This window comes from Mesorhizobium sp. CNPSo 4670 (genome assembly GCF_057784235.1).
On record NZ_JBWJFQ010000002.1, the window covers coordinates 331,191 to 351,800 of the forward strand.

Below are 20,610 nucleotides of genomic sequence, written 5' to 3' on the forward strand. Positions count from 1 at the left end.
GATCATCGCAGCGGAATCCATAGAGGACTCTTCCAGGCCTTCAATTCCTCGAGGAATACCTGCAGCTTCGCTGGCAGAAATCGGCGTGTCGGATAGACGGCATGGACGAAAATTTCCGGCGACGACCAATCAGGCAGAAGCCTGACGAGTTCGCCACTGGCGATCTGGGCGTCGCAATAGGTCGATGGCAGCAGGCCGATGCCGTGGCCTCGATAGGTGAAAGCGCTCACCGCCTGGAAATCTCTCGCCGACACCGGCCCGGTAACGTGGAGCTTGATGGATTTCTTGCCGCTGACCAGATGCCATTCCACCTCGTTGTTGCGCGCCTGCAGGAGGACGCATTGATGTTGGCGCAGGTCCTCCGGCCGCGATGGGGCAAGCCGACCACGCAGATATTCCGGCGTGGCGACGACATAGCGCACGCTCTTGCCGATACGCTGGGCGATCAGGCTCGAATCCCGCAATTCACCAAAGCGGATGGCGACGTCGACATTCTCGGCTATCAGATCCAGGAACAGATTGGTGATGAACAGGTCGGCCTGTATGCGCGGATAGGTCTTCAGAAATGAGGACAGGAATTCATAGAACACTTCCTGGCCAAGAATGACCGGCGCGGAAATCCGCAGAAGGCCCTCGGGCTTCTTCTGCGTCTGGGTGAGCACCCGTTCGGCGTCGAAGAGGTCGCTCAACGGCTCGCTGCATTGATTGTAGTAGGCACGGCCCTGCTCGGTCAGGCTGAGCTTGCGCGTCGTGCGCTGCAGCAAGGTCACGCCGAGCCGCTCCTCCAGCGCTGTCACCTTGCGGCTGACGGTAGAGACGGGCATGCCCAGTGCGTGCGCGGCGCGGCTGAAGCTCTCGAACTGCGCAACCCTCACGAAGACGGCGATGTCGTTCAGATCGGCCATGCCTAGATTTTTGCATGGGTGGAAAAGACATTCCAGATATTTCCGTCTAATCGAGAAATCTCGCTTGCGCCATATAGGGCTTCACAAGGGCAATCCAGCCCATGGAGAGACCATATGACCGACAGGATCGTCGTCGGCGAAACCAGGGCGAGCGTGTTCGCCTAGGGGCTGCCGCAATCATGAAGACGCTCAAGCCACAGACGGCAGCAACGGCCCCCGAAGGTTCGAAAGAAAACCTCCGGGCCATCGAGGAGCGGTTTGGCTTCGTGCCAAACCTCTTGGCGACGTTCGCCAATTCTCCGGCGATGCTGAATGGTTACCTGGCCCTCGAAACGGCGTGGGAAAGCTCATCGTTCGGCGCCGAGGAGCGGGAGATGATCCTGTTGGCGGCGTCGGTGGCGAATAGATGCCGCTACTGCATTGCCGTGCATGCGACGGCACTCAAGGCGATGCATCTCGAGGCGGCTGCCATCGACGCCATCCGCAACCGGTCGCTGCTGGCAGATCCGAAGCAGGACGCGCTGGTGACGGTTACACGACAACTCGCCGGCGAGCGCGGCTACGTCTCGGAGGCAGCGAAGAGGGCCTTCTTCGAGGCAGGCTACGACATCGTCGCGCTAATGGAAATCTTGGCCGGCGTCGCCCTGAAGACAATGAGCAACTACCTCGACCACCTGAACCCTATCTCGATCGACCCGGCCTTCGAGGCCCAAACGCAGCAGTGACACTGCTCTTCCAATGGAGATGAACATGCAGACGCATAAAACGGTCGTCATCACCGGCGCCTCCCAAGGCATCGGTGCCGGCCTCACTAATAGCTTTCTCGAAAGGAGCTACAACGTCGTCGCGACCTCACGGCAAGTCAGTCGGTCGGCGGAGCTCAATGCATCCGACCGCCTGGTCCGCGTCGATGGCGACATCGCCGACCCGGAGACGGCCAAGGCCGTCGTCGAAACCGCGCTTGCCCGGTTCGGCTCGATCGATGCTTTGGTCAACAATGCCGGGATCTTCTTCACCAAGCCCTTCATCGACTACACGATCGAAGATTACCGTCGCCTGGCTGCGACCAATCTCGAAGGGTTTCTGCACCTCACGCAGCGCGTCGTGCGGCAGATGCTGGCGCAGAAGCGCGGTGGCAGCATCGTCAGCATCACCACACCGATGGTGGATCGCCCGATCGCCGGCATCAACGCCTCGGTCGCCATGCTGACCAAGGGCGGCATCGAAGCCATGTCGAAGAACATCGCTATGGAATATGCAAAGGATCAAATACGCGCCAACACGGTCGCGCCCGGCGTTGTCGATACGCCACTGCACAAGGACAACCCGAAGGAGTTTCTGAAGACGCTCTCACCCATGCACAGCATCTCGAGCGTCCAGGAAATCGTTGATGCCGTCCTGTTCCTGACAGAGGCGCCGCGCATAACCGGGGAGGTGCTGAACGTCGATGGCGGCGCACATCTAGGAAGATGGTGACAGCTATGAGCACGCAAACCAGCGCAGAGCAGCGGCTGAGTGATCTCGGCATCGCGCTCCCCCCGTCGCCCACCCCCTTCGGCGCCTATGTCGAGACAGTGAAGATCGGCAACCTGCTTTATCTGAGCGGCATGCTGCCGGTCGTCGGGCGCGAGCCGCAATATATCGGACGCGTCGGTGGTGCTCTGTCGGCGGAGGAGGGGCGCAAGGCGGCGGAGATCGCTTGCCTCAACGCCTTGTCGGCGGCCAGGGCGCATCTCGGTTCACTCGACAAGATAACCGGCGTGGCAAAGCTCGGTGTCTACATCGCGACTGAGGGCGACTTCCGGGGCCATCCCAAAGTCGCCGACGGAGCGTCCGAGCTTCTCGTCAAGGTCTTCGGCACCGGGATGCTCTCGGGCCGTATCGTTCTCGGCGTTGCCAGCCTGCCGCTCGGCATGCCGATCGAAGTCGAGCTCGTTTTCGAGATCGCGGCCTAAGCAAACAAGCCATTGCCTTGCAGTCTATGGAGGTAGCGATGAAATTCCGACGCGCCTTGCGGGGCACTTCGATCGAAAAGTCCTGCGGCCAAGTGGAGCCCTCCCGACATGGTGGGAGGGTATGGCGGCTGCGATGGGTATGAGGGACATGTCGGCGTCCATGTCGAACGAAACACCTGTGGTGTTCGTCGTCGATGATGATGTTTCCATCCGCGAATCGCTGGAGTTGCTCATCAGGCACGCCGGCTGGCAACCGGAGACGTTCAAGTCCGCCCGGGAGTTCCTCTCTCGCTCCCGAGCGCTTGTCCCCAACTGCCTGATCCTGGACGTGCATCTTCCCGACCTGAACGGGCTCGACCTGCAGAAGCTGGTCTCCATCGACCGCGCCGATATGCCCATCATCTTCGTGACCGGTTACGGCAATGTGCCGATGACGGTCAAGGCAATGAAGGCCGGTGCGGTCGAGTTCCTGATGAAGCCCTTCAGCGAAGACGTTCTGCTTGGGGCAATCGAGCATGCGCTCGAACTGAGCAAGGCTGCGTTTGCATTGGATCTCGAAATTCGCACGCTACGCGACCGTCACAGGACGCTGAGCCGACGCGAGCGAGAGGTCATGGTCTTGGTCGTTTCAGGGCTGCTGAACAAGCAGATCGCCTTCGAGCTCGGCATCAGCGAGATAACCGTGAAGGCGCACCGGGGCCAAGTGATGCGGAAGATGGATGCACGCTCACTCCCCGACCTGGTGAACATGGCGGCGAGACTGGGCCTGACGCCACCTCATAGCGAGGCAAACGGCTTTGGCGATCAGCGCGTCATCGGATGACCCTCTGAAAGATGAAGCGGGCTCGCGCCCGGTTCACCAGGCAAATTTACAAAACGCCAACGTCAAGAATCGCCTGGGCAAAGGCGTGAGGCGCTTCTTGCGGCAAGTTGTGGCCGATCCCGCCGGTGAGGAGGCGGTGCGAATATTTGCCTGAGAACTTCTTGGCGTAAGCGCTGGCTTCAGGATGCGGGGCGCCGTTTGCGTCACCCTCGAGGGTGATTGTCGGAACGCCGATGACCGGTCCCGCGGCGAGCTTCTCTTCCAGCGGGTCATATTTTGCCTCGCCCTCCGTGAGGCCGAGCTTCCAGCGGTAATTGTGGGCCACGATCGCGACATGGTCGGGATTGTCGAAGGCCTTAGCGCTTCGATCGAAGGTGGCATCGTCGAACTTCCACTGCGGCGACGCGAGCTGCCAGATCAGCTTGGCGAAATCATGCGTGTATTTTTCGTAGCCGGCTCTTCCGCGTTCCGTGGCTAGGTAAAACTGATACCACCATTGTAGCTCGGCCTTCGGCGGCAACGGCACTTTGCCGGCCTTCTGGTTGCCAATCAGATAGCCGCTGACGGATACCAACGCTTTGCACCGCTCGGGCCAGAGCGCGGCAACGATGTCGGCGGTTCGGGCACCCCAATCAAAGCCGGCCAGAATTGGCTTGTCGATCTTGAGGGCGTCCATCAGGGCGACCAGATCGGCGGCGAGCGCCGTCGGCTGGCCGTTGCGGAAAGTTTCGTTCGACTGAAATCGCGTTGTGCCGTAGCCGCGCAGATGTGGAATGATGACGCGATAGCCGGCCGAGACCAGCAAGGGAGCGACATCGACAAAACTGTGGATGTCATAAGGCCAGCCATGCAGGAGGATGACTGCGGGGTTCGTCTCGGCACCAGCGTCGACATACCCAACATTGAGGATCTCGGTGTCGATCTGCTTCAGCGGTCCATAGGACGCGTCTGTTCCAGGTTTGATTGCGGGTGTTGCTGCTTTCTCTCCTGCAATCGCAGAGTCCGTCAAACTGAATTGGGCCGCAGCAAGGGCAATCGCGACGGCTGAAACGAAACGCCGGCGGGGTTGGTCGATTTCGTCCAAAGCGTCCACTGGAAACTCCTCTTTCGATGGCAGCGAATGTCTATCGGGGGGATCCTGCCGATTTACTCGCATGCGGCCCCGATGATCCGGATTTACCGGGCGACAAGCTATTGCACGAAAGTATCGCTCAGGTGACATCAGTTCGCGCACCCTGAGAGGTTCGCTAGTTTTCGGTCTCTCCGTGCCCATTTGCAAGCACACAGACCTGCGACAGGCCTGCGATCGTCCATTGTGCTTTGGTGTCCTTATCACTCGCGTGGACGGTGCGAAGACCGTCAACGGATACATCTTCGTACAATGGATTTAGGTTCGCCGTCGGAGGACCCTGTGCGGGATCCAACTGGATCGGAAAAGCACAGGCGTCGCTATGAAGAAAACATCCCTGCCAGATGCATCCGGACCTGCAAACTTGTCGGCAGCCGGCAACCCAAGCAGCCCGGGTTTCCACGGTTCCGGCGTCTCGCGTCGCGACTTCCTCATTGCCGGCATGAGCCTTGCCGCGCTGGCACCGACGCTTTCGCTGGCGGAGGCTTCGGCCACGCAACCCACTCAAATCAATGGAGCACTCATGAGCAGCGGAACCATCACCGCCAAGGACGGCGCGCAGATCTATTACAAGGATTGGGGCGCTGGTCAGCCGATCGTCTTCCACCACGGGTGGCCGCTTTCGGCCGACGACTGGGACGCCCAGATGATGTTCTTCATGTCGAAGGGCTACCGGGTGATCGCCCATGACCGGCGCGGCCATAACCGCTCCACCCAGACCGATCAGGGCAACGACTATGACACTTTCGTCGCTGACGTGGCGGCGCTGGTCGCCCACCTTGATCTCAAGCACGCCATCCACGTCGGCCATTCCATGGGCGGCGGCGAGGTGGTCCGCTATGTGGCGCGGCACGGGGGCGGCGGCCGAGTCTCCAAGGCCGTGACGATCGGCGCGGTGCCGCCGCTCATGTTGAAGACCGCTGCCAATCCAGGCGGACTTCCGATGGAGGTCTTCGACGGCATCCGCGGCGGCCTGGCGGCTAACCGCGCGCAGTTGTTCCGGGACATTCCCGGGGGCCCGTTCTACGGCGCCAATCGGCCTGGGGCCAAGGTGTCGCCGGGGACCATCGACAACTGGTGGCGGCAGGGCATGGCGGGCGGCGCCAAGGCCCAATACGACTGCATCAAGGCCTTCTCCGAGACGGACTTCACGGAAGATCTGCAGAAGATTTCCATCCCCATGCTGGTCATGCACGGAGAAGACGACCAGATCGTCCCGATCGAAGACAGCGCCCTGCTGTCAGTTAAGCTGCTCAAGACCGGGACGCTGAAGACCTATCCGGGGTTGTCGCACGGCATGGCCACCACCCACGCCGAACTCATCAACGCTGACATCCTGGCGTTCATCAAGACCTGATTGCCAATGCGGCGGCGACCGTTGCCGCCAGCCTCGCCACAGTTGTGAATTCGCAAACATTGAAGCCGAGCCCAGCAGCCGCAGCTGCGGGCGCGCAGGCTTCTGCACGCAAGTAAGGAACGATCATGACAAATGCAGTTCTCGATGCGATTGAAAATCGTCGCACGACCAACAAATATGACAGCTCGCGCACCATCAGCGATGCCCAGATCAGCGAACTGGTGCGCCTGGCGACACGCGCGCCCACGGCATTTCACCTGCAGAACTGGCGGTTCATCGCCGTAAGGACGCCCGAGGCAAAGGCACGCTTGCGCAAGCTCGCGTTCGATCAGCCGAAGGTCACGGAAGCGGCCGTGACGTTTGTGGTCGTTGGACAGCTTGCATCGCACCTCCTCATGGCTGAACGGCTCGCATCGTCGGTCGCGGCCGGTTTCATGCCCGCAGACGTCGTGACGGGATGGGAAGGTGCTGGAAAGGCACTTTACTTCGAACAGCCGCAGAGGCAGCGCGATGAAGCCGTTCGCACTGCGACCTTCGGCGCCGGCCAACTGATGTTCGCAGCCCAAGCTCAAGGGCTGGGTTCATCGCCGATGATCGGATTCGATGCCGCCGGCGTTGCGAGTGAATTTGGCCTTCGCAGTGATGAAGTCCCGGTGGTCCTGGTGACGGTTGGGTATGCCGCCGAGGGCAATTGGCCACAGAAGCCGCGGCGCTCAGTGACCGAACTTCTGAGTGTTGTCTGATCCGCACGGCAGAAACCAAATAGGCGCGCCCTAGACGTCATGTCGGTGTGCTCAATGACCAGGAGTTCAACAATGAGTGCACAGACGGCGAAGATCCGGCTGACGCGCAAGAGCCCCGCGTACTGGGAAGTGACCTTCAACAACCCGCCGCTCAATATCGTTGGCCCCGCCGAGGTGCGCGATCTGGTTAAGATCCTCGACGGGATCGAAGCCGATCCGAAGGTCAAGGTCGTCGTCTTCGACAGTGCGGTGCCCAATTACTTCATGGCGCACTACGATCTCCTGAAGCCGCTCAACGACTCGACGGACATGAAGCCAGGCCCCACCGGCATGCATCCCGTGCCGGACTTCATGGTGCGTCTCAGCCGTCTCAAGGCCGTGACGATCGTTTCCATCCGCGGCCGAGCCAGCGGTATCGGCAGTGAACTGGCACTCGCTGCGGACATGCGTTTCGCCAGCCGCGAAAAGGCAATTATTTCGCAATTCGAAGTCGGCGCGGGATTTGCCCCGGGCGGCGGGCCAATGGCCCGGTTGCCGCGCCTGGTCGGTCGTGGCCGCGCCATGGAGATCCTGATTGGCGCTGACGAATTCAATGGCGAACTGGCGGAGCGCTACGGCTATGTCAATCGGGCACTGCCCGATGCCGAGCTGGATGGCTTTGTCGACGCCCTGGCGACCCGCATCGCGTCGTTCGACCGGCAGACAATCGCCGACACCAAGCACCTGGTCGACATCGCCAGCCTGCCGCCGGATGCGGAAAGTCAGACGGGATGGGACACCTTCATCACCTCCGTGCAGCGACCCGGGGCGCAGGCGCGCGTGAAAGCGCTCATCGAAAGGGGGCTGGGTCAGTCTGGCGAGCTCGAGAGCCACCTCAATCGGTCCACGGCCGAGTTCAAAGAATAGGCAACGAGGCGAGCGTGTTGTTGCTCATTTCCGAGGTGTAGTCATGTCTCTTTCCGATGCCCTGAAACTCATGCCGCGTCGCGATTTGTTGGAGGGGCCGACTCCCATACAGCGCCTCCATCGTATCGAGGACGCTTTGGGCTCGTCGTTGAATGGTCTTCGAATCTACGCCAAGCGCGACGATCTGATGTCGCTGGGCGGCGGCGGCAACAAGCTGCGCAAGCTTGAATTCCTGCTCGGCGATGCCGCCGCAGCAGGCGCCGACACGATCGTCGCCACAGGCGGCCGGCAATCGAACTTTACGCGCCTGGCGGCTGCCGCGGCCGCGAGGCTCGGCCTGGCATGCGAAGTGGTTCTCTCACCCTTGGTTCCGCGTGGCGGGGACGAATATGATCGGAACGGCAATATTCTGCTCGACGATCTTTTCGGCGCTCGCACCCACCATCTGCCGGCCGGCGTCAATTCGACGGGGTTCGCGCAGCAGCGGTTCGAGGAACTGCGTCTGGCCGGCCGCACCGCCTATATGGCCACGCTCGGCGGCTCCTCGCCGGTTGGAAGCCTTGGCTACGCGGCCTGCGCGCTCGAAATCCAGGCGCAGGCCAAGGATCTCGATATCGATTTTGCCGCGGTCGTGGTCCCGAATGGAAGTTCAGGAACACACGCCGGATTGGTTGCGGGGTATCGGGCGCTCGGGCTTGATACCACGCGGGTGCGAGCTTGCTCAGTGCTTGCGCCCGTCGCCAACGCCATCTCGACGACGGTTGAGAGGGCCAATGCCGCTCTGACCCTCCTGGGGTTTGAGGCATCTCTGGGTTCGAACGACGTCAGCATCTCGGGAGACCAACTGGGCGCAGGCTATGGCGTTTCAACCCCCGCCATGGTCGAGGCAGTTCGGCTGATGGCGAGCCGGGAGGGCTTGCTGCTGGACCCCGTCTATGGCGGCAAAGCCTTCGCCGGCTTGCTGGCCGACATCTCGGCCGGACGCTATGCGGCCGGCGACAACGTCCTCTTCATCATGACGGGCGGAATCCCCGGCCTCTACGCCTATGCGAGCGATTTCCTCGGCGCGGGCCAGGAGGATCCGGCGTGAGCACCGAAGGGCATATGGCGGATGAAGCCAGCACATGCGGTGTCGACCACATCGGATTAAGCGTCCGCGACCTCGAGGGGACGCGAGGATTCTTTTGTGATTGTCTCGGATGGCGGATCGTCGGCGGGCGGGCGGACTATCCAGCGGTGTTCGTATCGGACGGACACGACGTCGTGACGCTGTGGCAGGTCGAAACGCCGAGCAAAGCGATCCCGTTCGATCGGCGTGCAAACGTCGGGTTGCATCATCTGGCCCTTGCTGTCGTCGATCGGATCGGCCTCGATACTCTCTATGACCGCGTGTCGAGTTGGCCTGGCGTCGTCGTCGAGTTTGGCCCGGAACCCTCGGGCACCGGCCCCAAGATCCATTTCATCGTGCGCGAGCCCAGCGGCGTACGGATCGAGTTTGCATTCGATCCTCGCCTCGAGAACGCGCGCAAGCCGCGGTGATCCAGTTCAGACAGCGATTGGCCGGCAAGAGGAGGACTATTTTTCGACACCAACGATGAGCGCGGACCCCGTGTGCCGGCGCGCGAATTCGACCAGCGAAGACCCTTGGCCATCACCGATCGATAGATGCCCGTCACCAAGATGGCCACGCGAAACGACGGGCAACTTGAAAACACAGGAGACCAACATGTCCACACTACGAAACAGCTTTGCCATTGCCCTCGTGATAGCCATGAGCGGCACCATTGCTCACGCCGACACAAAGCCGGCCGCGAAAGATATCGTCATTGTCCACGGCGCCCTGGTTGATGGCTCGGGCTGGCGGGCCGTCTATGACATTCTGTCCAGGGATGGTTTCCATGTCACTATCGTGCAGGAGCCGCTCACAGGTCTGGGAGAGGATGTCGATGCCACCAAGCGCATCGTTGATCAGCAGACGGGGCCTGTCGTGCTGGTCGGTCACAGCTATGCCGGTTCGGTGATCACGGAGGCAGGCGCCGACCCGAAGGTCAGTGCACTCGTCTATGTGGCCGCACTCCAGCCCGATGTCGGGGAAGCGAGCGGGCAGCTTCTGTCGAAATTCGCCGCCCCCAACGATGCCATGCGCGCCACCCCGGCGCCCGTCGCTGCCACGGGCAAGTATTTCTTCATGCAGCCGGCTCAGTTTGCTGCGACGTACGCCCAAGACGTCCCGGCATCGGACGCTCAGTTCCTGGCGGATTCACAGCAGCAACTCGCGGAGAAAGCTCTGGCAGCGCCTGTTTCCGTGGCGGCATGGAAAACCAAACCCAGCTTCGCCATCCTCACTACCCAGGATCACGTCGTGAGCCCGGAACTGCAGCGTTGGATGTATCAACGCTCGGGCGCCAAGGTTACCGAAGTGGCCGGAAGCCACGCTGTCTTCATCTCCCAGCCGGCCGCGGTCGCTCGCGTGATCGAGGATGCCGCGAAGTAGACCAATAGAACGGCAAACGTTCAACGGACCATCCGCTTTGCCAACGCGCACGTACTTTGCAGGCGAAGTATGTGCACATGGTCCAGCTTGGTCGATGCGCCGCCACCGTTGTTAGCGAACGCGATGAAGCCCGGAGCCGACGCCATGAAGCCCGCGACGGATACCAACTGAAGCGGACCCTGTGGCCCGTATCAGGTCCCGGCTTGAAGCCGGGATGAGTATCGGCCGCCAGCTAGAGGACGCACCGCCGACCCCGGTGCGTCACATGCCCGTAGCCAGGCGCGGATCAACCCGCACCAATCAGCCCTGGCATTATGGAGTACAAGACAGCCTGCATGTGCACTTCCAGATCGAGTTCTCCCCGCGCCTCAACAGTCAACAAGTACTCAGCCTTGGCCCGGCGGTCGCCTCGGTTGGCGGATCGGGTCGCCAAGGATTTGTCAAAGAAAAGCCCCGGCCACCTTTCGGCGCAGTGCTCGACCTGGCCGGCTACCTTGCCACGAAGAGATTGTTCGCAATGCATTTATGGACCGGGCAATAATCTGTGTCGGTCGTCGGCACGCCTGCGCCAGTAGCCACCTCGCCAGGACCGCATTGCTTCTGCCCGCTGACATAGAGGTCGTAGCGCGTCAGGCTGAGGTTAAATATGGAGCGGTATCGAATGACGGTGGTGCCGTCCTGCTTCAGTAGTGCCTGAACTTCGGCGCAACTCAGGCCGGCGATATCCCTGCGCTCTTGCGCTTGAGCCTGCACCACGAGGAAGAGTAACGGAATTGCAATCGCGATCGGTTTCATGGCGCCCCACCAGCGTTTTCGCCCGACCGATGGTGTAGACTTGGCCAACCGATATGAAAAGCCCTCTGCCTTTGGCCTCGTGTAAAGCCAAAGCCCGCCACCGTGAGGCAGCGGGCGCGCAGCTATTATGGCTTGGGTGCCAATGATAGGGTCGCGGCCATTCGCGCGGAGGACGTGTCAAAATGCACAGGGACGATCGATGGCAACTTGTTCGCGATTTTCTGGCTAGGCATAAACTCGGGGCTATCAGCACTGTAAATCCGGATGGGTCTCCAGAGGCGGCCGTCATACAGGTGACGTTGGGCGAGGATCTCAACATCGTGTTCGACAGTTTTCCTGGAAGTCGGAAGCTGGCAAATATCGAACGAGACAGCCGGATCGCCATCGTGATCGGTTGGGACGAAAACGTCACCGTTCAAATTGAGGGCCGGGCCCGGCCTGCCAAGGCTGACGAAGAACAGCGGTTAAGGGATGTTCACATAGCGAACTGTCCGCTTGAAGCAGAGTTTCTGAAGCAAGGGGCACAACTATTCACAATTCTGCCCCGCTGGATCCGCTACTCTGATTTCCGGGGCGAACCAATCGTGTTTGAGCTTACCGGCGGCGACTTGTAGGTTTGGGGAATGATCCGGCCCCAGCCAGAAAGCCCGCCACAGTGAGGCAGGCAACCGGCATGATGGTGGGCCGCCCCCAGCCTAGTTTTACTCTGCAAGCGTTTCTTCGGGCGGCGGTGTCAACACGGTGATGTCCATTCTGGCGATCCTCGATGCAGCGCCACCCTGCGCGTTAGAATCTGTGTCGCCTGTTTCGGCAATCATTGCCTTGGCGCGATGTCCTACGCTGCCGGCGCTCTTGCCTGGCGCGAATCCTTCGCCTGTTTCTGGCTTTGTCGCTTTCAGTTGAGTGTCAGGTACCTGCCGATGCTGACTTGCAATAGCCGAAACCATAGCTCCCTCCTTTGGTGAGGACATGATGGTATCTGCCATGGCTGTTGCGAGACTTACCACGCGGAAGGCCCGCCACCAGATATTCTCATCGGGAATTTTGATCAGATCACCTGCAGCGTTTGAACGATCTGCTGCGCAAGGCGTATGTTTGTCGTCTGCTGCTCGTTGAAGTCGGTATCGTGCTGCTCGCCGCTGTGACACCAATCAATCGCGTGCGCCTTGACGCAATAGCCCCGAGAATCGTACCCGTCTTGCGTCACGCCAAAAGCCCATAGCCAGGCAGACTACTCGCCTAACTGCCGACCAGCGGCACTGTAACCGTGGTCGCGTAGTTGATCGGGAAATCGCTGAAGTAGGGGAAGTTGATGACGAAGGCATAGGTCGCGGTCAGATGCGCCATGCGGAAGCCACCGCTCGCCGGATCGATGGCGATCGTGACGTTCACATCCTTCATACCCAAGGCCTGCAATTTCTGTGTGGCGATGGATTGGATGTCGGCCTGGGTCAGCGTGTTCTGAAGCTGCAGCGAGCGTGATGACGTCTCCAACACATAGCGGACGCTGGACACGGAGTTCATCGACCAGCCGAAGGCGAAGATCCCGAACAGCAGCATGATGAGAAAGGGCGCGATCAGCGCGAATTCCAACCCGGCCCCGCCCGATCGATCCCGCCTGAATGCGCTTGCCCTAGCGGACACGGATCATCTCCAGGTGGCCAATGACACTGGGGCCGGCAAAGGCGCCGAAGGTGAAAGGCGGCACCCAGGTGGCCGATGCCTGGATCTGAACATAGACCGATGGCACCTTCGGTCCACTGCACAAGGTGGAAGCGTCGACCACGGTCGTCCCGCACTTGTAAATCCGGCTTAGCGTGACCTGGCCATCCGCCGGCCGGTTCTCCCAGCTCGAAATGGCAACGGCCTGGGTCGCCGTATCATTGGTCGATCCCGCCATGATCAGGTTCGCGGCAGTCTTCACGCCAGCGCGCATCGACAGCGAGCTCGTCATATAGGACCAGCCGTCGACGATGCCGAGCAGCGCCACGCACAGGAAGGGCAGGACCATCGCGAACTCGACCGCGGCAACACCCGCATCATCACGCAGCATCGGCGTCGATCGGCGCTCCATGGAAGGTTACTCGACCAGCGCCACGGACTGCGCCGCCGGAATGTCGCGCATTCCGAGGCTCGTGCAATCCTGGTTGATGGTTGTGCTGCCGGACCATTGAATCGTATTGGCGACGACCTGGGTGCAGCCGCTGTTGCCCGAGAAGTTGCCTAGATAATTCACTTGCTGTTTGGGGAAGTAGATGGCCCCGGTTAGCAGCGAATCCGCCGTGCCATTGAATGTGCTGGTTGCGCTGTTGCCGGTCCTGTCGCCGTAGAACAGCACACCGGAATAGTTGCCCGAGGTCGGCGCGCTGAGCTTCACGGAGGCGTTGCCATTCATGCTGACGGTCGAACTGCCCGACATGAAGATGGTCACACCGCTGCCGATGATGGCCGCGTTGGCGTTTATCTTGAGATCGCCCTGAACGACATAGACGCCGGGAGAAAGCGTGACATTGCCGTTGAGGTTCATACCACTGCAGTAGGTCCCGGGCTGGATTGTCTGCGTCGTTTTGTTGCCGTTAACATTCTTGCACGGGTTACTGGCCGCAGGCGTCGGCAGGTCGGCAAATGGATCGGCGGCAGGCAGCGCCTGGGTGATCGGGGCCGCGCAGACAGTGGTGACGGGATTGCTGAGAGAGACGCCGCCCGCCGATATCAGGCAATCGACCTGGAGGCTCGCCGAGCCCTGAAGCTGGATGGCGTCCGGGGCGTTAGAATCGGACATGATCACGCAGCCGGTGACCTTCACGCTGGTGTTGCCGGAAAACAGTACAGCCTGCGAGGCGGTCTGATCGAGCGCGGTCATGCAGGCCTTCGAAGCATCGGTGATGAGGGCCACCGCCCTCGCCTGTTCGGGAACCTGGCCCTGCGTGAAGAGCGAGGTGAACATCCGGTCGAGGTTCTGGCCGACGATGACCTCGACCGCCTTCTTCGCCGTGTTCGGCCCGGATGCTGGCGGCGTATTGACAACGATCGTACCGAAGCCCAGCCCATTTGATGCGGCCGACTGGGTTGCGGCCGCGACGATCGTCGGCTTGTCGGAACCTGAGATCTGTTCGAGCGCGCCGGCATAGGCAGCGGCATCGGCGGTCGCCTGCAGCCTCAGGCTGTTGTAGTACCAGTAGGAGGTTTCCACCCCGAAGCCTGCAGCACCGACGACGATCGGCAAGGTCAGGGCGAAGATGGTGGCGACGTTTGCGGTCGTACCCCGGCAAAAGCCGTTCACTCTAAGCCGAACTCGGGTAAAGCAACTGAGGGTCATGAAATAGATTAGAAAACATGCATATATGAACGAAGGGCTAAAAAGTTCGGTTCATTTTTGAGCAGTGATCTATTGGCTTCCAAAACAAGCTGTTTGTTGGCTAATCAACGCGCACGGAACAGCTCGGTGAGCAAAAAGCTCGCGCCCGGAGATAGTTTACCATTTGCTAACTGGGCAACTGCGCAGCGAGTTACACGTGCCCCTGCTTGCCGGATGGCCCGGACTTCAAACGGATAAAATTGGTGTCGACCCAGCGGCCGCTCTGGCCGACATCTCGCGCTGTACGGCAAGGAAGAATCTGCGCACTTCATCGCTGGCCGCTATTTTGTCTCTGCCGGATCCGACAACGAGATCGAGCAACTCCGACGCCTTGGCCCTCCAGAACGAAGTGGCAGTATCGCCATGCAGGTTGTCGAGTTTGGCGGCGACTTCCCTCACCAACACTGTTTGACGATCAATCGGGAATGCGCGGACTTTTTCTGGGGACATTTTCCGAACCATGAACTGACGCAACGAATCAACCATTGCTGACCAAGCAATGGCGTAGCCGCGAATGTGGAAACGGAAGCTTAACGGCGCTGGCATTGACGCGTCCAGATCCGCCCACGGTTTCGCCGTGTCCGTTCAAACGCGATCGTCGGCATTTCAATCGGGGCAGGTGAAAACGGTGGACGGCCCTCAAGCCTGCAGCGTTCTCGCCTCGCCGCCACGCTTGCGCGGCATCATCATGTCCTTAGCCATCAGTCCGCTTGCACGACAAAACGCCATGAACGCCCGGCAGGCGTCTTCGGTCTTGACCACGTCCACCGTGGCGCCAAAGCAGGCGTTGAACGCCTTCTGATAGATCGGGCCCTGACGGCGCACAGGCCAGCCCTGAAGAATATCGAGCGCCTGTTCGACGCTGTAGATCTCCTCGACTGGCAGGCCGGGCGCGGGTGCTATGCGCACCGGAACCTCGAATTGCAGTCTGTCCATGTCCCTATCTCCCGAACCGGCGTCCCAACGCTGTTCGTCGTCAAAAGTTGCTTCGACCGCCTTTGGCGCATAAATGTGTCGTCACTGCGGTCGCGACCCCTTTGGGGCCGCGACCCGCGCCAGGGGCCGCCAGGCCTACTGGTTCGCCGGATCTGTCTCCGCGTCGAAAGCCATGCGGGTGGCGGTGGTCAGCACAAATACGGTCGGCACGGCGAAGATGCCGCCCAGACCAAGTGCCGCCATTGCCGACAGGCCGAGCGTCTCGGCAACCGCCCAATAGACGGTTCCGATGCAGATGAGCGCCTGGACGGAGAGAAACGCGGCAGCCGAGAAAGCGCGCGACGGGGTTTTGAAGGTCTTGATGCGTTGTTGCATTGAAATGGGTCCGGAAACGACGCGCCGCGCGACCGGTGCACGGCCGGCAGCCGCCGCACGGCCACGACGCGAACAGGGAAGGTCTGGGGTGAAGCTGCGGTCCTGGACCGCTCAGGCCGCAATGGCCGGCGGTGCGCGCGGCTGATGGGCATTTGCCCTGGGGCTCGGGGGCGCCTCGTATTCCGAAACAGCCGCTTTCGGCGAAGCTCGCTCAAGCCAAGCAAAGACGGCGTCGACAACCGGCAAAGCGGAATGGCCGCTGGCGAACTTGGCCACAGCCGGCCGCCCGGCGCGAACCTCCAGCGCATGCGCCTTGCCGGTGACACGCAGCAGCGCCGCTGCTTCTCCGGACCGCTCCAGGCCGATGCTGGCGCCGCCCGATGCGGCACCCGCGAAGGTTGGCACGTCCGGGCGGCTGAGGCACAGCATCGCCAGCAGCACCGTGCCCATCAGGCATGAGCAGGCTGTCGTCAGCGGCGCTTCGAGCAATCTGGTGCGCTTGGCCGCCATGAAGGGACCCGGTCTCGAAAACATCACCCGCCCTAACGCACGATGGCCGGAAAGGAAAGCAAGCCGGGCAAAAACCGGCAAGACATCACCCCATACAAGGCCAATATCCCGAGCTGTGCCGCTACCTCGAGCAGTTCGTCCTTGAACCTTTTGCCACCAAGTGCCAAATCTGGGGAGATTTTCACGTCGGCCTCTGCAGGGCCTACCCGGCTATACGGACAAAATGGTCACCTATCTCGACGCCGCCACCGCACCACTCAGGAACACCGGCCAGATCCGCCTCTATGGCGAGGAAGGCTTTGCCGGCATGCGCAAGGCATGCGATCTCACCGCGCGCTGCCTCGACGAACTGGTGCCGATGGTCGAGCCCGGCGTCACCACCGAAACCATCGACCGCTTCGTCTTCGAATTCGGCATGGATCACGGCGCGCTGCCGGCAACGCTCAACTATCGCGGCTACACGAAATCGTCCTGCACCTCGATAAACCATGTCGTCTGCCATGGCATTCCCGACAACAAGCCGCTCAAGGATGGCGACATCGTCAACATCGACGTCACCTACATCCTCGACGGCTGGCACGGTGATTCCTCGCGCATGTACCCGGTCGGCACGATCAAGCGCGCCGCCGAGCGTTTGCTCGAGGTCACCCATGAATGCCTGATGCGCGGCATTGCGGCGATTAGGCCCGGCGCCCGCACCGGCGCCATCGGCGCCGCCATCCAGACTTATGCCGAGGCCGAGCGCTGCTCGGTGGTGCGCGACTTCTGCGGCCACGGCGTCGGCCAGCTCTTCCACGACGCGCCGAACATCCTGCACTATGGCAGCGCCAATGAGGGCGTTGAGATGCGTCCCGGCATGATCTTCACCGTCGAGCCGATGATCAATCTCGGCCGGCCGCATGTGAAGGTGCTGTCGGATGGCTGGACGGCGGTAACGCGCGACCGCTCGCTGTCGGCGCAGTACGAACACACGATCGGCGTCACCGACACCGGCTGCGAGATTTTCACCCTGTCGCCCAACAAGCTCGACCGCCCCGGCCTGCCGGCCTAGGAGCCGCGTCCATCGGTCCGGTCGAGTGTGTTAATCACGGCCGCATCAGCTGAGAAGTCTGCCAAAGACGACCTGCTTGAACTCGATCAAGGGAGCGTCGCTCTTTTCGGCGCGCATACGCAGCAGTGCGCCCTCCCAGCTGTTTAGAACGAAGCGCCCCAGCACGGCCGCCGGAATCGCGCTGGCGACGGCTCCCTGTTCCTGTGCTTCGGCAATGCACTTCTCTAGGAATCGGCTCCAGGCATCGAAATAGCCGGCAAGGCGCTCCCGCACGACCGGGCTATGGTCAGCCACCTCGGCGCTGAGATTTCCGAGCAGGCATCCCTTCGAGTAACCGAGAGTTCTAAACGCTTCGATCCGGTCGTCGAAATAGGCTTCTAAGCGCGCCAGCGGCGCAGCGCCCGCGTTGCCGAAGGTGGCGAGCAACTTGTTCTCGTTGCGATCGAAGTAGGCGTCGATCACCTCCGCGCCGAACGCCTCCTTGCTGGGAAAATGATTGTAGAACGAGCCCTTGGGAACATTGGCGCTCTCGACGATCCCCTGCACGCCTGTAGCAGCATATCCCTCGGCATGAATCATTCGCAGGCCCGCCTCGACGAGATTGCGGCGAGTGGCCGGGTTCGGCTTTGGGCCCCTTCTGGCGGCTGGGCGAGATTCCATGTGCAAACCCTATTGACTAATTAATTCTGACCGGTCAGTGTTAATTGTGATTGGGCGAGGGCATTATGTCAAGCGAACTGTTTGGATTGCTCGCTTGGGATCGAACGTTTTGCGCAGGCCTTTGTCGCAACCTCACAACCATGAGAAAGCTCCAATGATGAAAGCAACAGGCACCCCCTCCAAGCTTCAATGGAAAACCCTTACCATAAAGCGTCCTGGCCTCGGTCGCGGTCTGCCGCCCGGCAAGGAAAACCTGATGTGGGTCGCGAATTCGTCGACGCTGATCTCCGGCGAACGAGACGCCGTCCTGGTGGATACCTTTCTCACGACCGAGCAGTCACAGATCTTGTTGGACTGGGTGGTGGCGAGCGGCAAGAACCTCACTGCCATTTATGTGACGCATGGGCACGGCGACCATTTCTTCGGCCTCGCACCGCTTCTGGAGCGCTTCCCTCAGGCAAGAGCTCTCGCGGTGCCCGAGGTGGTCACGGCCATGCACGACAATCTCTCGCCGGCCTGGCTGGATGACTTCTGGAGGCGGCTTTTCCCAGGCGAGATTCCCGAGCGCCTGCTCGTCGCCGAGCCGCTCGAAAACAACGAACTGCAACTGGAGGGACACAAACTCGTCGTGGTGAATGCTGGGCGGACCGACACCGCCCACTCAACCTGCCTACACGTCCCTTCAATCGGCCTCATCGTCGGCGGGGATGCCGTATACAACGGCATCCATCCATATCTTGGCGAGACCGACGCACAGAGCCGGATCGAGTGGATCGAAACCCTTGACAAGCTGGAAGCGCTGAAGCCGAGCGCAGTGATCGCCGGGCACAAGGTGCCGGAGAACGACGATAATCCTCGCATCATCGCCGAGACGCGACAATATCTGCGCGATTTCGATCGGCTGAACGCTGCCACGACGACCGCGCGGCAGCTCTACGACGCGATGCTCGAACTCTATCCCAATCACGTCAACCCGGGCTCGCTGTGGGGTGCGGCCAACACTGCCAAAAAGCACCCGTAAAATCACTGCACCCGACGACACCGACATCGAACCCACAAAGGAATGCCAAGATGCGCAAGACATTGTTCGCCGCGGCCATCGCCTTGACCGTTTCCGGCGGATCTCTCGCGGCTGCTCCCAACGCCGAAGGGGAGCCGCTCAACGCGCAGACCTTGAACACGATCAAATCAGAGTTCGGCAAGCTCATGGATCTGGCCAACCGGCACGACTTCAAGGCTCTGCACGAGATGTTCTGGCAATCTCCCTCGGCCCTCCTTGTCGCCAAAAGCGCCACCCCCTCTGAGGGAAACTGGGCAGGCTTCTGGGGCAACGAGGCGATTGATCAGAAGCTGCACGACATCGGCACCTCCGGCCCCGTCGTGCTCCAGCCTGACTATTCGAAGCTGAAGGTCGTCGGTCTGACGCGAGATGTTGCGGAGTCCTATGTCCCCATGAATATCACGGTCTCCTATGCCGGGCAGGACGGAACATCCAAGCCATTCCTAATGACTATCAATTGGATAAAAGTCGCGAAGGACTGGAAGGTCGCCTCCGAGATCATTTTGCCAGTGCCTCCAGCACCCGCGACCAAGGGGTAGCAGCACCTGAGGCCTACGGGGCACACCGTGTCGCGGAATGTCGCCGTGGGTCGTTCCACACTTGCGGAACAGAACGGTTTCAATCCGAGCCAGAACCGTTTTAATGTCCGCGCCAAAGGAGTGTGGGCGGCATATGGGGAAGGCAAGTGACGACGAGCGAGGGTTCTTTCCGCAAAGGCCGATCCAGCCTCATGCGAAGGCCAAGTCGAGCAAGGAAGAGCCGAGCGAGGAAAAGCCCCACTATCTCGGCCATCGCGACCGCTTGCGCGAGCGCTTTGCCGCGGCCGGTCCGGACGCCCTGCCCGACTACGAACTGCTGGAACTTCTGCTCTTTCGCCTGATCCCCCGCGCCGACACCAAACCGGTCGCCAAGGCGCTGCTGGCGCGCTTCGGCACGCTGGCCGAAGTGCTTGGCGCGCCGATTGCATTGCTGCAGGAGGTCAAGGGCATCGGCCCCGCGGTGGCGCTCGACCTGAAGGTCGTCGCGGCGACCGCGCAGCGAATGGCGCGCGGCGAGGTCCATGGCCGCGAGGTGCTCTCCTCATGGACGCAGCTTCTCGACTATTGCCGCTCGGCAATGGCCTTCGAGGAGCGCGAGCAGTTCCGCATCCTGTTTCTCGACAAGAAGAACGCGCTGATCGCCGACGAGGTGCAACAGGTCGGCACCGTCGACCACACGCCTGTCTACCCACGCGAGGTGATCAAGCGCGCGCTCGACCTCTCGGCGACCGCGATCATTCTGGTGCACAACCATCCGTCAGGCGATCCGACGCCATCGCGCGCCGACATCGAGATGACGAAGGAGATCGTCGACGCGGCCAAGCGGCTGGGCATCGCCGTGCATGACCACATCATCATCGGGCGCAAAGGCTATTCCAGCATGAAGGGCCTGCTGCTGATCTAACGCGATGACCTGTACGCTGGCGAAGTCGTGTACGCAGCGAGAAAGCTAGGCGTTCGCGCGTGACGCGTCGGGTGGCGCCGCACTGGATCGCACCCACCGACTTCCCTTGT

At 61.2% G+C, this 20,610-nt stretch carries 27 protein-coding genes; 15 read left to right on the forward strand and 12 right to left on the reverse strand.

Features of this window, described 5'->3' with window-relative positions:
• Positions 1–2: 2 nt before the first annotated feature.
• Positions 3–905, reverse strand: coding sequence for a LysR family transcriptional regulator (locus AC0ZT5_RS04985; RefSeq protein ID WP_488495509.1), 903 nt, complete (start codon positions 903–905; stop codon positions 3–5).
• A gap of 179 nt (positions 906–1,084) precedes the next feature.
• Here AC0ZT5_RS04985 and AC0ZT5_RS04990 point away from each other — a divergent pair, with 179 nt between their 5' ends.
• From AC0ZT5_RS04990 to AC0ZT5_RS05005, 4 genes are all read left to right on the forward strand, one after another.
• Positions 1,085–1,630 carry a carboxymuconolactone decarboxylase family protein gene (locus AC0ZT5_RS04990; protein ID WP_488495510.1) on the forward strand — a complete coding sequence of 182 codons (546 nt, stop codon included), beginning with the start codon at positions 1,085–1,087 and terminating at the stop codon, positions 1,628–1,630.
• 25 nt (positions 1,631–1,655) lie between these two features.
• Positions 1,656–2,381 (forward strand): SDR family NAD(P)-dependent oxidoreductase, encoded by a 726-nt coding sequence (locus tag AC0ZT5_RS04995; protein WP_488495511.1) that lies wholly within the window; start codon positions 1,656–1,658, stop codon positions 2,379–2,381.
• Positions 2,375–2,860: a RidA family protein gene (locus tag AC0ZT5_RS05000; protein ID WP_488495512.1), complete on the forward strand. Its 486-nt coding sequence runs from the start codon at positions 2,375–2,377 to the stop codon at positions 2,858–2,860. Before AC0ZT5_RS04995 ends, AC0ZT5_RS05000 begins: the two co-directional genes overlap by 7 nt.
• Before the next feature lie 121 nt (positions 2,861–2,981).
• Positions 2,982–3,683: a response regulator transcription factor gene (locus tag AC0ZT5_RS05005; RefSeq protein WP_488495513.1), complete on the forward strand. Its 702-nt coding sequence runs from the start codon at positions 2,982–2,984 to the stop codon at positions 3,681–3,683.
• A 46-nt stretch (positions 3,684–3,729) separates the two neighbouring features.
• On the opposite strand, the gene AC0ZT5_RS05010 is transcribed toward AC0ZT5_RS05005, so the two are convergent.
• A complete protein-coding gene (locus AC0ZT5_RS05010) occupies positions 3,730–4,776 on the reverse strand; it encodes an alpha/beta fold hydrolase (protein ID WP_488495514.1) in 1,047 nt (348 codons plus the stop codon).
• A gap of 559 nt (positions 4,777–5,335) precedes the next feature.
• Between AC0ZT5_RS05010 and AC0ZT5_RS05015 the strand changes: the two genes are divergently transcribed.
• From AC0ZT5_RS05015 to AC0ZT5_RS05040, 6 genes are all read left to right on the forward strand, one after another.
• Positions 5,336–6,169: an alpha/beta fold hydrolase gene (locus AC0ZT5_RS05015; protein ID WP_488495699.1), complete on the forward strand. Its 834-nt coding sequence runs from the start codon at positions 5,336–5,338 to the stop codon at positions 6,167–6,169.
• Positions 6,170–6,294: 125 nt separating this feature from the next.
• A complete protein-coding gene (locus AC0ZT5_RS05020) occupies positions 6,295–6,912 on the forward strand; it encodes a nitroreductase family protein (protein WP_488495515.1) in 618 nt (205 codons plus the stop codon).
• 72 nt (positions 6,913–6,984) lie between these two features.
• Positions 6,985–7,818, forward strand: a complete 834-nt coding sequence (locus tag AC0ZT5_RS05025; protein ID WP_488495516.1) for an enoyl-CoA hydratase/isomerase family protein — start codon at positions 6,985–6,987, stop codon at positions 7,816–7,818.
• A gap of 43 nt (positions 7,819–7,861) precedes the next feature.
• Positions 7,862–8,908, forward strand: coding sequence for a D-cysteine desulfhydrase family protein (locus AC0ZT5_RS05030; protein WP_488495517.1), 1,047 nt, complete (start codon positions 7,862–7,864; stop codon positions 8,906–8,908).
• Positions 8,905–9,357, forward strand: a complete 453-nt coding sequence (locus AC0ZT5_RS05035) for a VOC family protein (protein ID WP_488495518.1) — start codon at positions 8,905–8,907, stop codon at positions 9,355–9,357. Before AC0ZT5_RS05030 ends, AC0ZT5_RS05035 begins: the two co-directional genes overlap by 4 nt.
• 187 nt (positions 9,358–9,544) lie before the next feature.
• Positions 9,545–10,312 (forward strand): alpha/beta fold hydrolase, encoded by a 768-nt coding sequence (locus AC0ZT5_RS05040; RefSeq protein ID WP_488495519.1) that lies wholly within the window; start codon positions 9,545–9,547, stop codon positions 10,310–10,312.
• Between the two features lie 489 nt (positions 10,313–10,801).
• Here AC0ZT5_RS05040 and AC0ZT5_RS05045 read toward each other — a convergent pair whose 3' ends face one another.
• Positions 10,802–11,107, reverse strand: a complete 306-nt coding sequence (locus AC0ZT5_RS05045) for a hypothetical protein (RefSeq protein WP_488495520.1) — start codon at positions 11,105–11,107, stop codon at positions 10,802–10,804.
• 182 nt (positions 11,108–11,289) lie between these two features.
• Here AC0ZT5_RS05045 and AC0ZT5_RS05050 point away from each other — a divergent pair, with 182 nt between their 5' ends.
• Positions 11,290–11,721, forward strand: a complete 432-nt coding sequence (locus AC0ZT5_RS05050; protein WP_488495521.1) for a pyridoxamine 5'-phosphate oxidase family protein — start codon at positions 11,290–11,292, stop codon at positions 11,719–11,721.
• A gap of 87 nt (positions 11,722–11,808) precedes the next feature.
• Here AC0ZT5_RS05050 and AC0ZT5_RS05055 read toward each other — a convergent pair whose 3' ends face one another.
• The 8 genes from AC0ZT5_RS05055 to AC0ZT5_RS05090 form a co-directional block, all read right to left on the reverse strand.
• A complete protein-coding gene (locus tag AC0ZT5_RS05055) occupies positions 11,809–12,093 on the reverse strand; it encodes a hypothetical protein (RefSeq protein WP_488495522.1) in 285 nt (94 codons plus the stop codon).
• Between the two features lie 253 nt (positions 12,094–12,346).
• Entirely contained in the window at positions 12,347–12,751 is a 405-nt protein-coding gene (locus tag AC0ZT5_RS05060; RefSeq protein ID WP_488495523.1) for a TadE/TadG family type IV pilus assembly protein, read from the reverse strand.
• Positions 12,741–13,181 (reverse strand): TadE/TadG family type IV pilus assembly protein, encoded by a 441-nt coding sequence (locus tag AC0ZT5_RS05065; RefSeq protein WP_488495524.1) that lies wholly within the window; start codon positions 13,179–13,181, stop codon positions 12,741–12,743. Before AC0ZT5_RS05065 ends, AC0ZT5_RS05060 begins: the two co-directional genes overlap by 11 nt.
• A 6-nt stretch (positions 13,182–13,187) precedes the next feature.
• On the reverse strand, positions 13,188–14,426 hold the full coding sequence (locus AC0ZT5_RS05070) for a pilus assembly protein TadG-related protein (protein WP_488495525.1): 1,239 nt from the start codon (positions 14,424–14,426) through the stop codon (positions 13,188–13,190).
• Between the two features lie 225 nt (positions 14,427–14,651).
• Positions 14,652–15,011, reverse strand: a complete 360-nt coding sequence (locus AC0ZT5_RS05075; RefSeq protein WP_488495526.1) for a DUF6074 family protein — start codon at positions 15,009–15,011, stop codon at positions 14,652–14,654.
• 93 nt (positions 15,012–15,104) lie between these two features.
• Positions 15,105–15,401, reverse strand: coding sequence for a DUF982 domain-containing protein (locus AC0ZT5_RS05080; RefSeq protein WP_457155586.1), 297 nt, complete (start codon positions 15,399–15,401; stop codon positions 15,105–15,107).
• A gap of 135 nt (positions 15,402–15,536) precedes the next feature.
• On the reverse strand, positions 15,537–15,776 hold the full coding sequence (locus tag AC0ZT5_RS05085; RefSeq protein WP_488495527.1) for a hypothetical protein: 240 nt from the start codon (positions 15,774–15,776) through the stop codon (positions 15,537–15,539).
• 111 nt (positions 15,777–15,887) lie between these two features.
• Entirely contained in the window at positions 15,888–16,310 is a 423-nt protein-coding gene (locus AC0ZT5_RS05090) for a hypothetical protein (protein ID WP_488495528.1), read from the reverse strand.
• Positions 16,311–16,509: 199 nt separating this feature from the next.
• Between AC0ZT5_RS05090 and map the strand changes: the two genes are divergently transcribed.
• Positions 16,510–17,337: a type I methionyl aminopeptidase gene (gene map, locus AC0ZT5_RS05095; protein ID WP_184873795.1), complete on the forward strand. Its 828-nt coding sequence runs from the start codon at positions 16,510–16,512 to the stop codon at positions 17,335–17,337.
• Between the two features lie 45 nt (positions 17,338–17,382).
• On the opposite strand, the gene AC0ZT5_RS05100 is transcribed toward map, so the two are convergent.
• Positions 17,383–17,997 carry a TetR/AcrR family transcriptional regulator gene (locus AC0ZT5_RS05100; RefSeq protein ID WP_488495529.1) on the reverse strand — a complete coding sequence of 205 codons (615 nt, stop codon included), beginning with the start codon at positions 17,995–17,997 and terminating at the stop codon, positions 17,383–17,385.
• 154 nt (positions 17,998–18,151) lie between these two features.
• On the opposite strand from AC0ZT5_RS05100, the gene AC0ZT5_RS05105 reads away from it, so the two are divergent.
• The 3 genes from AC0ZT5_RS05105 (at position 18,152) to radC (ending at position 20,500) form a co-directional block, all read left to right on the forward strand.
• Positions 18,152–19,018: an MBL fold metallo-hydrolase gene (locus AC0ZT5_RS05105; RefSeq protein WP_488495530.1), complete on the forward strand. Its 867-nt coding sequence runs from the start codon at positions 18,152–18,154 to the stop codon at positions 19,016–19,018.
• A gap of 50 nt (positions 19,019–19,068) precedes the next feature.
• Positions 19,069–19,596: a hypothetical protein gene (locus AC0ZT5_RS05110; protein ID WP_488495531.1), complete on the forward strand. Its 528-nt coding sequence runs from the start codon at positions 19,069–19,071 to the stop codon at positions 19,594–19,596.
• A gap of 133 nt (positions 19,597–19,729) precedes the next feature.
• Positions 19,730–20,500: a RadC family protein gene (gene radC, locus AC0ZT5_RS05115; RefSeq protein ID WP_488495532.1), complete on the forward strand. Its 771-nt coding sequence runs from the start codon at positions 19,730–19,732 to the stop codon at positions 20,498–20,500.
• Positions 20,501–20,610: the final 110 nt, after the last annotated feature.

What these genes read in the sequence shown, in the direction of transcription:
- AC0ZT5_RS04985 (WP_488495509.1), bottom strand. Translation starts at nt 905, where the DNA reads ATGGCCGATCTGAACGACATCGCCGTCTTCGTGAGGGTTGCGCAGTTC.
- AC0ZT5_RS04990 (WP_488495510.1), top strand. Translation starts at nt 1,085, where the DNA reads ATGAAGACGCTCAAGCCACAGACGGCAGCAACGGCCCCCGAAGGTTCG.
- AC0ZT5_RS04995 (WP_488495511.1), top strand. Translation starts at nt 1,656, where the DNA reads ATGCAGACGCATAAAACGGTCGTCATCACCGGCGCCTCCCAAGGCATC.
- AC0ZT5_RS05000 (WP_488495512.1), top strand. Translation starts at nt 2,375, where the DNA reads ATGGTGACAGCTATGAGCACGCAAACCAGCGCAGAGCAGCGGCTGAGT.
- AC0ZT5_RS05005 (WP_488495513.1), top strand. Translation starts at nt 2,982, where the DNA reads ATGGCGGCTGCGATGGGTATGAGGGACATGTCGGCGTCCATGTCGAAC.
- AC0ZT5_RS05015 (WP_488495699.1), top strand. Translation starts at nt 5,336, where the DNA reads ATGAGCAGCGGAACCATCACCGCCAAGGACGGCGCGCAGATCTATTAC.
- AC0ZT5_RS05020 (WP_488495515.1), top strand. Translation starts at nt 6,295, where the DNA reads ATGACAAATGCAGTTCTCGATGCGATTGAAAATCGTCGCACGACCAAC.
- AC0ZT5_RS05025 (WP_488495516.1), top strand. Translation starts at nt 6,985, where the DNA reads ATGAGTGCACAGACGGCGAAGATCCGGCTGACGCGCAAGAGCCCCGCG.
- AC0ZT5_RS05030 (WP_488495517.1), top strand. Translation starts at nt 7,862, where the DNA reads ATGTCTCTTTCCGATGCCCTGAAACTCATGCCGCGTCGCGATTTGTTG.
- AC0ZT5_RS05040 (WP_488495519.1), top strand. Translation starts at nt 9,545, where the DNA reads ATGTCCACACTACGAAACAGCTTTGCCATTGCCCTCGTGATAGCCATG.
- AC0ZT5_RS05045 (WP_488495520.1), bottom strand. Translation starts at nt 11,107, where the DNA reads ATGAAACCGATCGCGATTGCAATTCCGTTACTCTTCCTCGTGGTGCAG.
- AC0ZT5_RS05050 (WP_488495521.1), top strand. Translation starts at nt 11,290, where the DNA reads ATGCACAGGGACGATCGATGGCAACTTGTTCGCGATTTTCTGGCTAGG.
- AC0ZT5_RS05055 (WP_488495522.1), bottom strand. Translation starts at nt 12,093, where the DNA reads ATGGCAGATACCATCATGTCCTCACCAAAGGAGGGAGCTATGGTTTCG.
- AC0ZT5_RS05065 (WP_488495524.1), bottom strand. Translation starts at nt 13,181, where the DNA reads ATGGAGCGCCGATCGACGCCGATGCTGCGTGATGATGCGGGTGTTGCC.
- AC0ZT5_RS05070 (WP_488495525.1), bottom strand. Translation starts at nt 14,426, where the DNA reads ATGACCCTCAGTTGCTTTACCCGAGTTCGGCTTAGAGTGAACGGCTTT.
- AC0ZT5_RS05075 (WP_488495526.1), bottom strand. Translation starts at nt 15,011, where the DNA reads ATGCCAGCGCCGTTAAGCTTCCGTTTCCACATTCGCGGCTACGCCATT.
- AC0ZT5_RS05080 (WP_457155586.1), bottom strand. Translation starts at nt 15,401, where the DNA reads ATGGACAGACTGCAATTCGAGGTTCCGGTGCGCATAGCACCCGCGCCC.
- AC0ZT5_RS05085 (WP_488495527.1), bottom strand. Translation starts at nt 15,776, where the DNA reads ATGCAACAACGCATCAAGACCTTCAAAACCCCGTCGCGCGCTTTCTCG.
- AC0ZT5_RS05090 (WP_488495528.1), bottom strand. Translation starts at nt 16,310, where the DNA reads ATGTTTTCGAGACCGGGTCCCTTCATGGCGGCCAAGCGCACCAGATTG.
- map (WP_184873795.1), top strand. Translation starts at nt 16,510, where the DNA reads ATGGTCACCTATCTCGACGCCGCCACCGCACCACTCAGGAACACCGGC.
- AC0ZT5_RS05100 (WP_488495529.1), bottom strand. Translation starts at nt 17,997, where the DNA reads ATGGAATCTCGCCCAGCCGCCAGAAGGGGCCCAAAGCCGAACCCGGCC.
- AC0ZT5_RS05105 (WP_488495530.1), top strand. Translation starts at nt 18,152, where the DNA reads ATGATGAAAGCAACAGGCACCCCCTCCAAGCTTCAATGGAAAACCCTT.
- AC0ZT5_RS05110 (WP_488495531.1), top strand. Translation starts at nt 19,069, where the DNA reads ATGCGCAAGACATTGTTCGCCGCGGCCATCGCCTTGACCGTTTCCGGC.
- radC (WP_488495532.1), top strand. Translation starts at nt 19,730, where the DNA reads ATGGGGAAGGCAAGTGACGACGAGCGAGGGTTCTTTCCGCAAAGGCCG.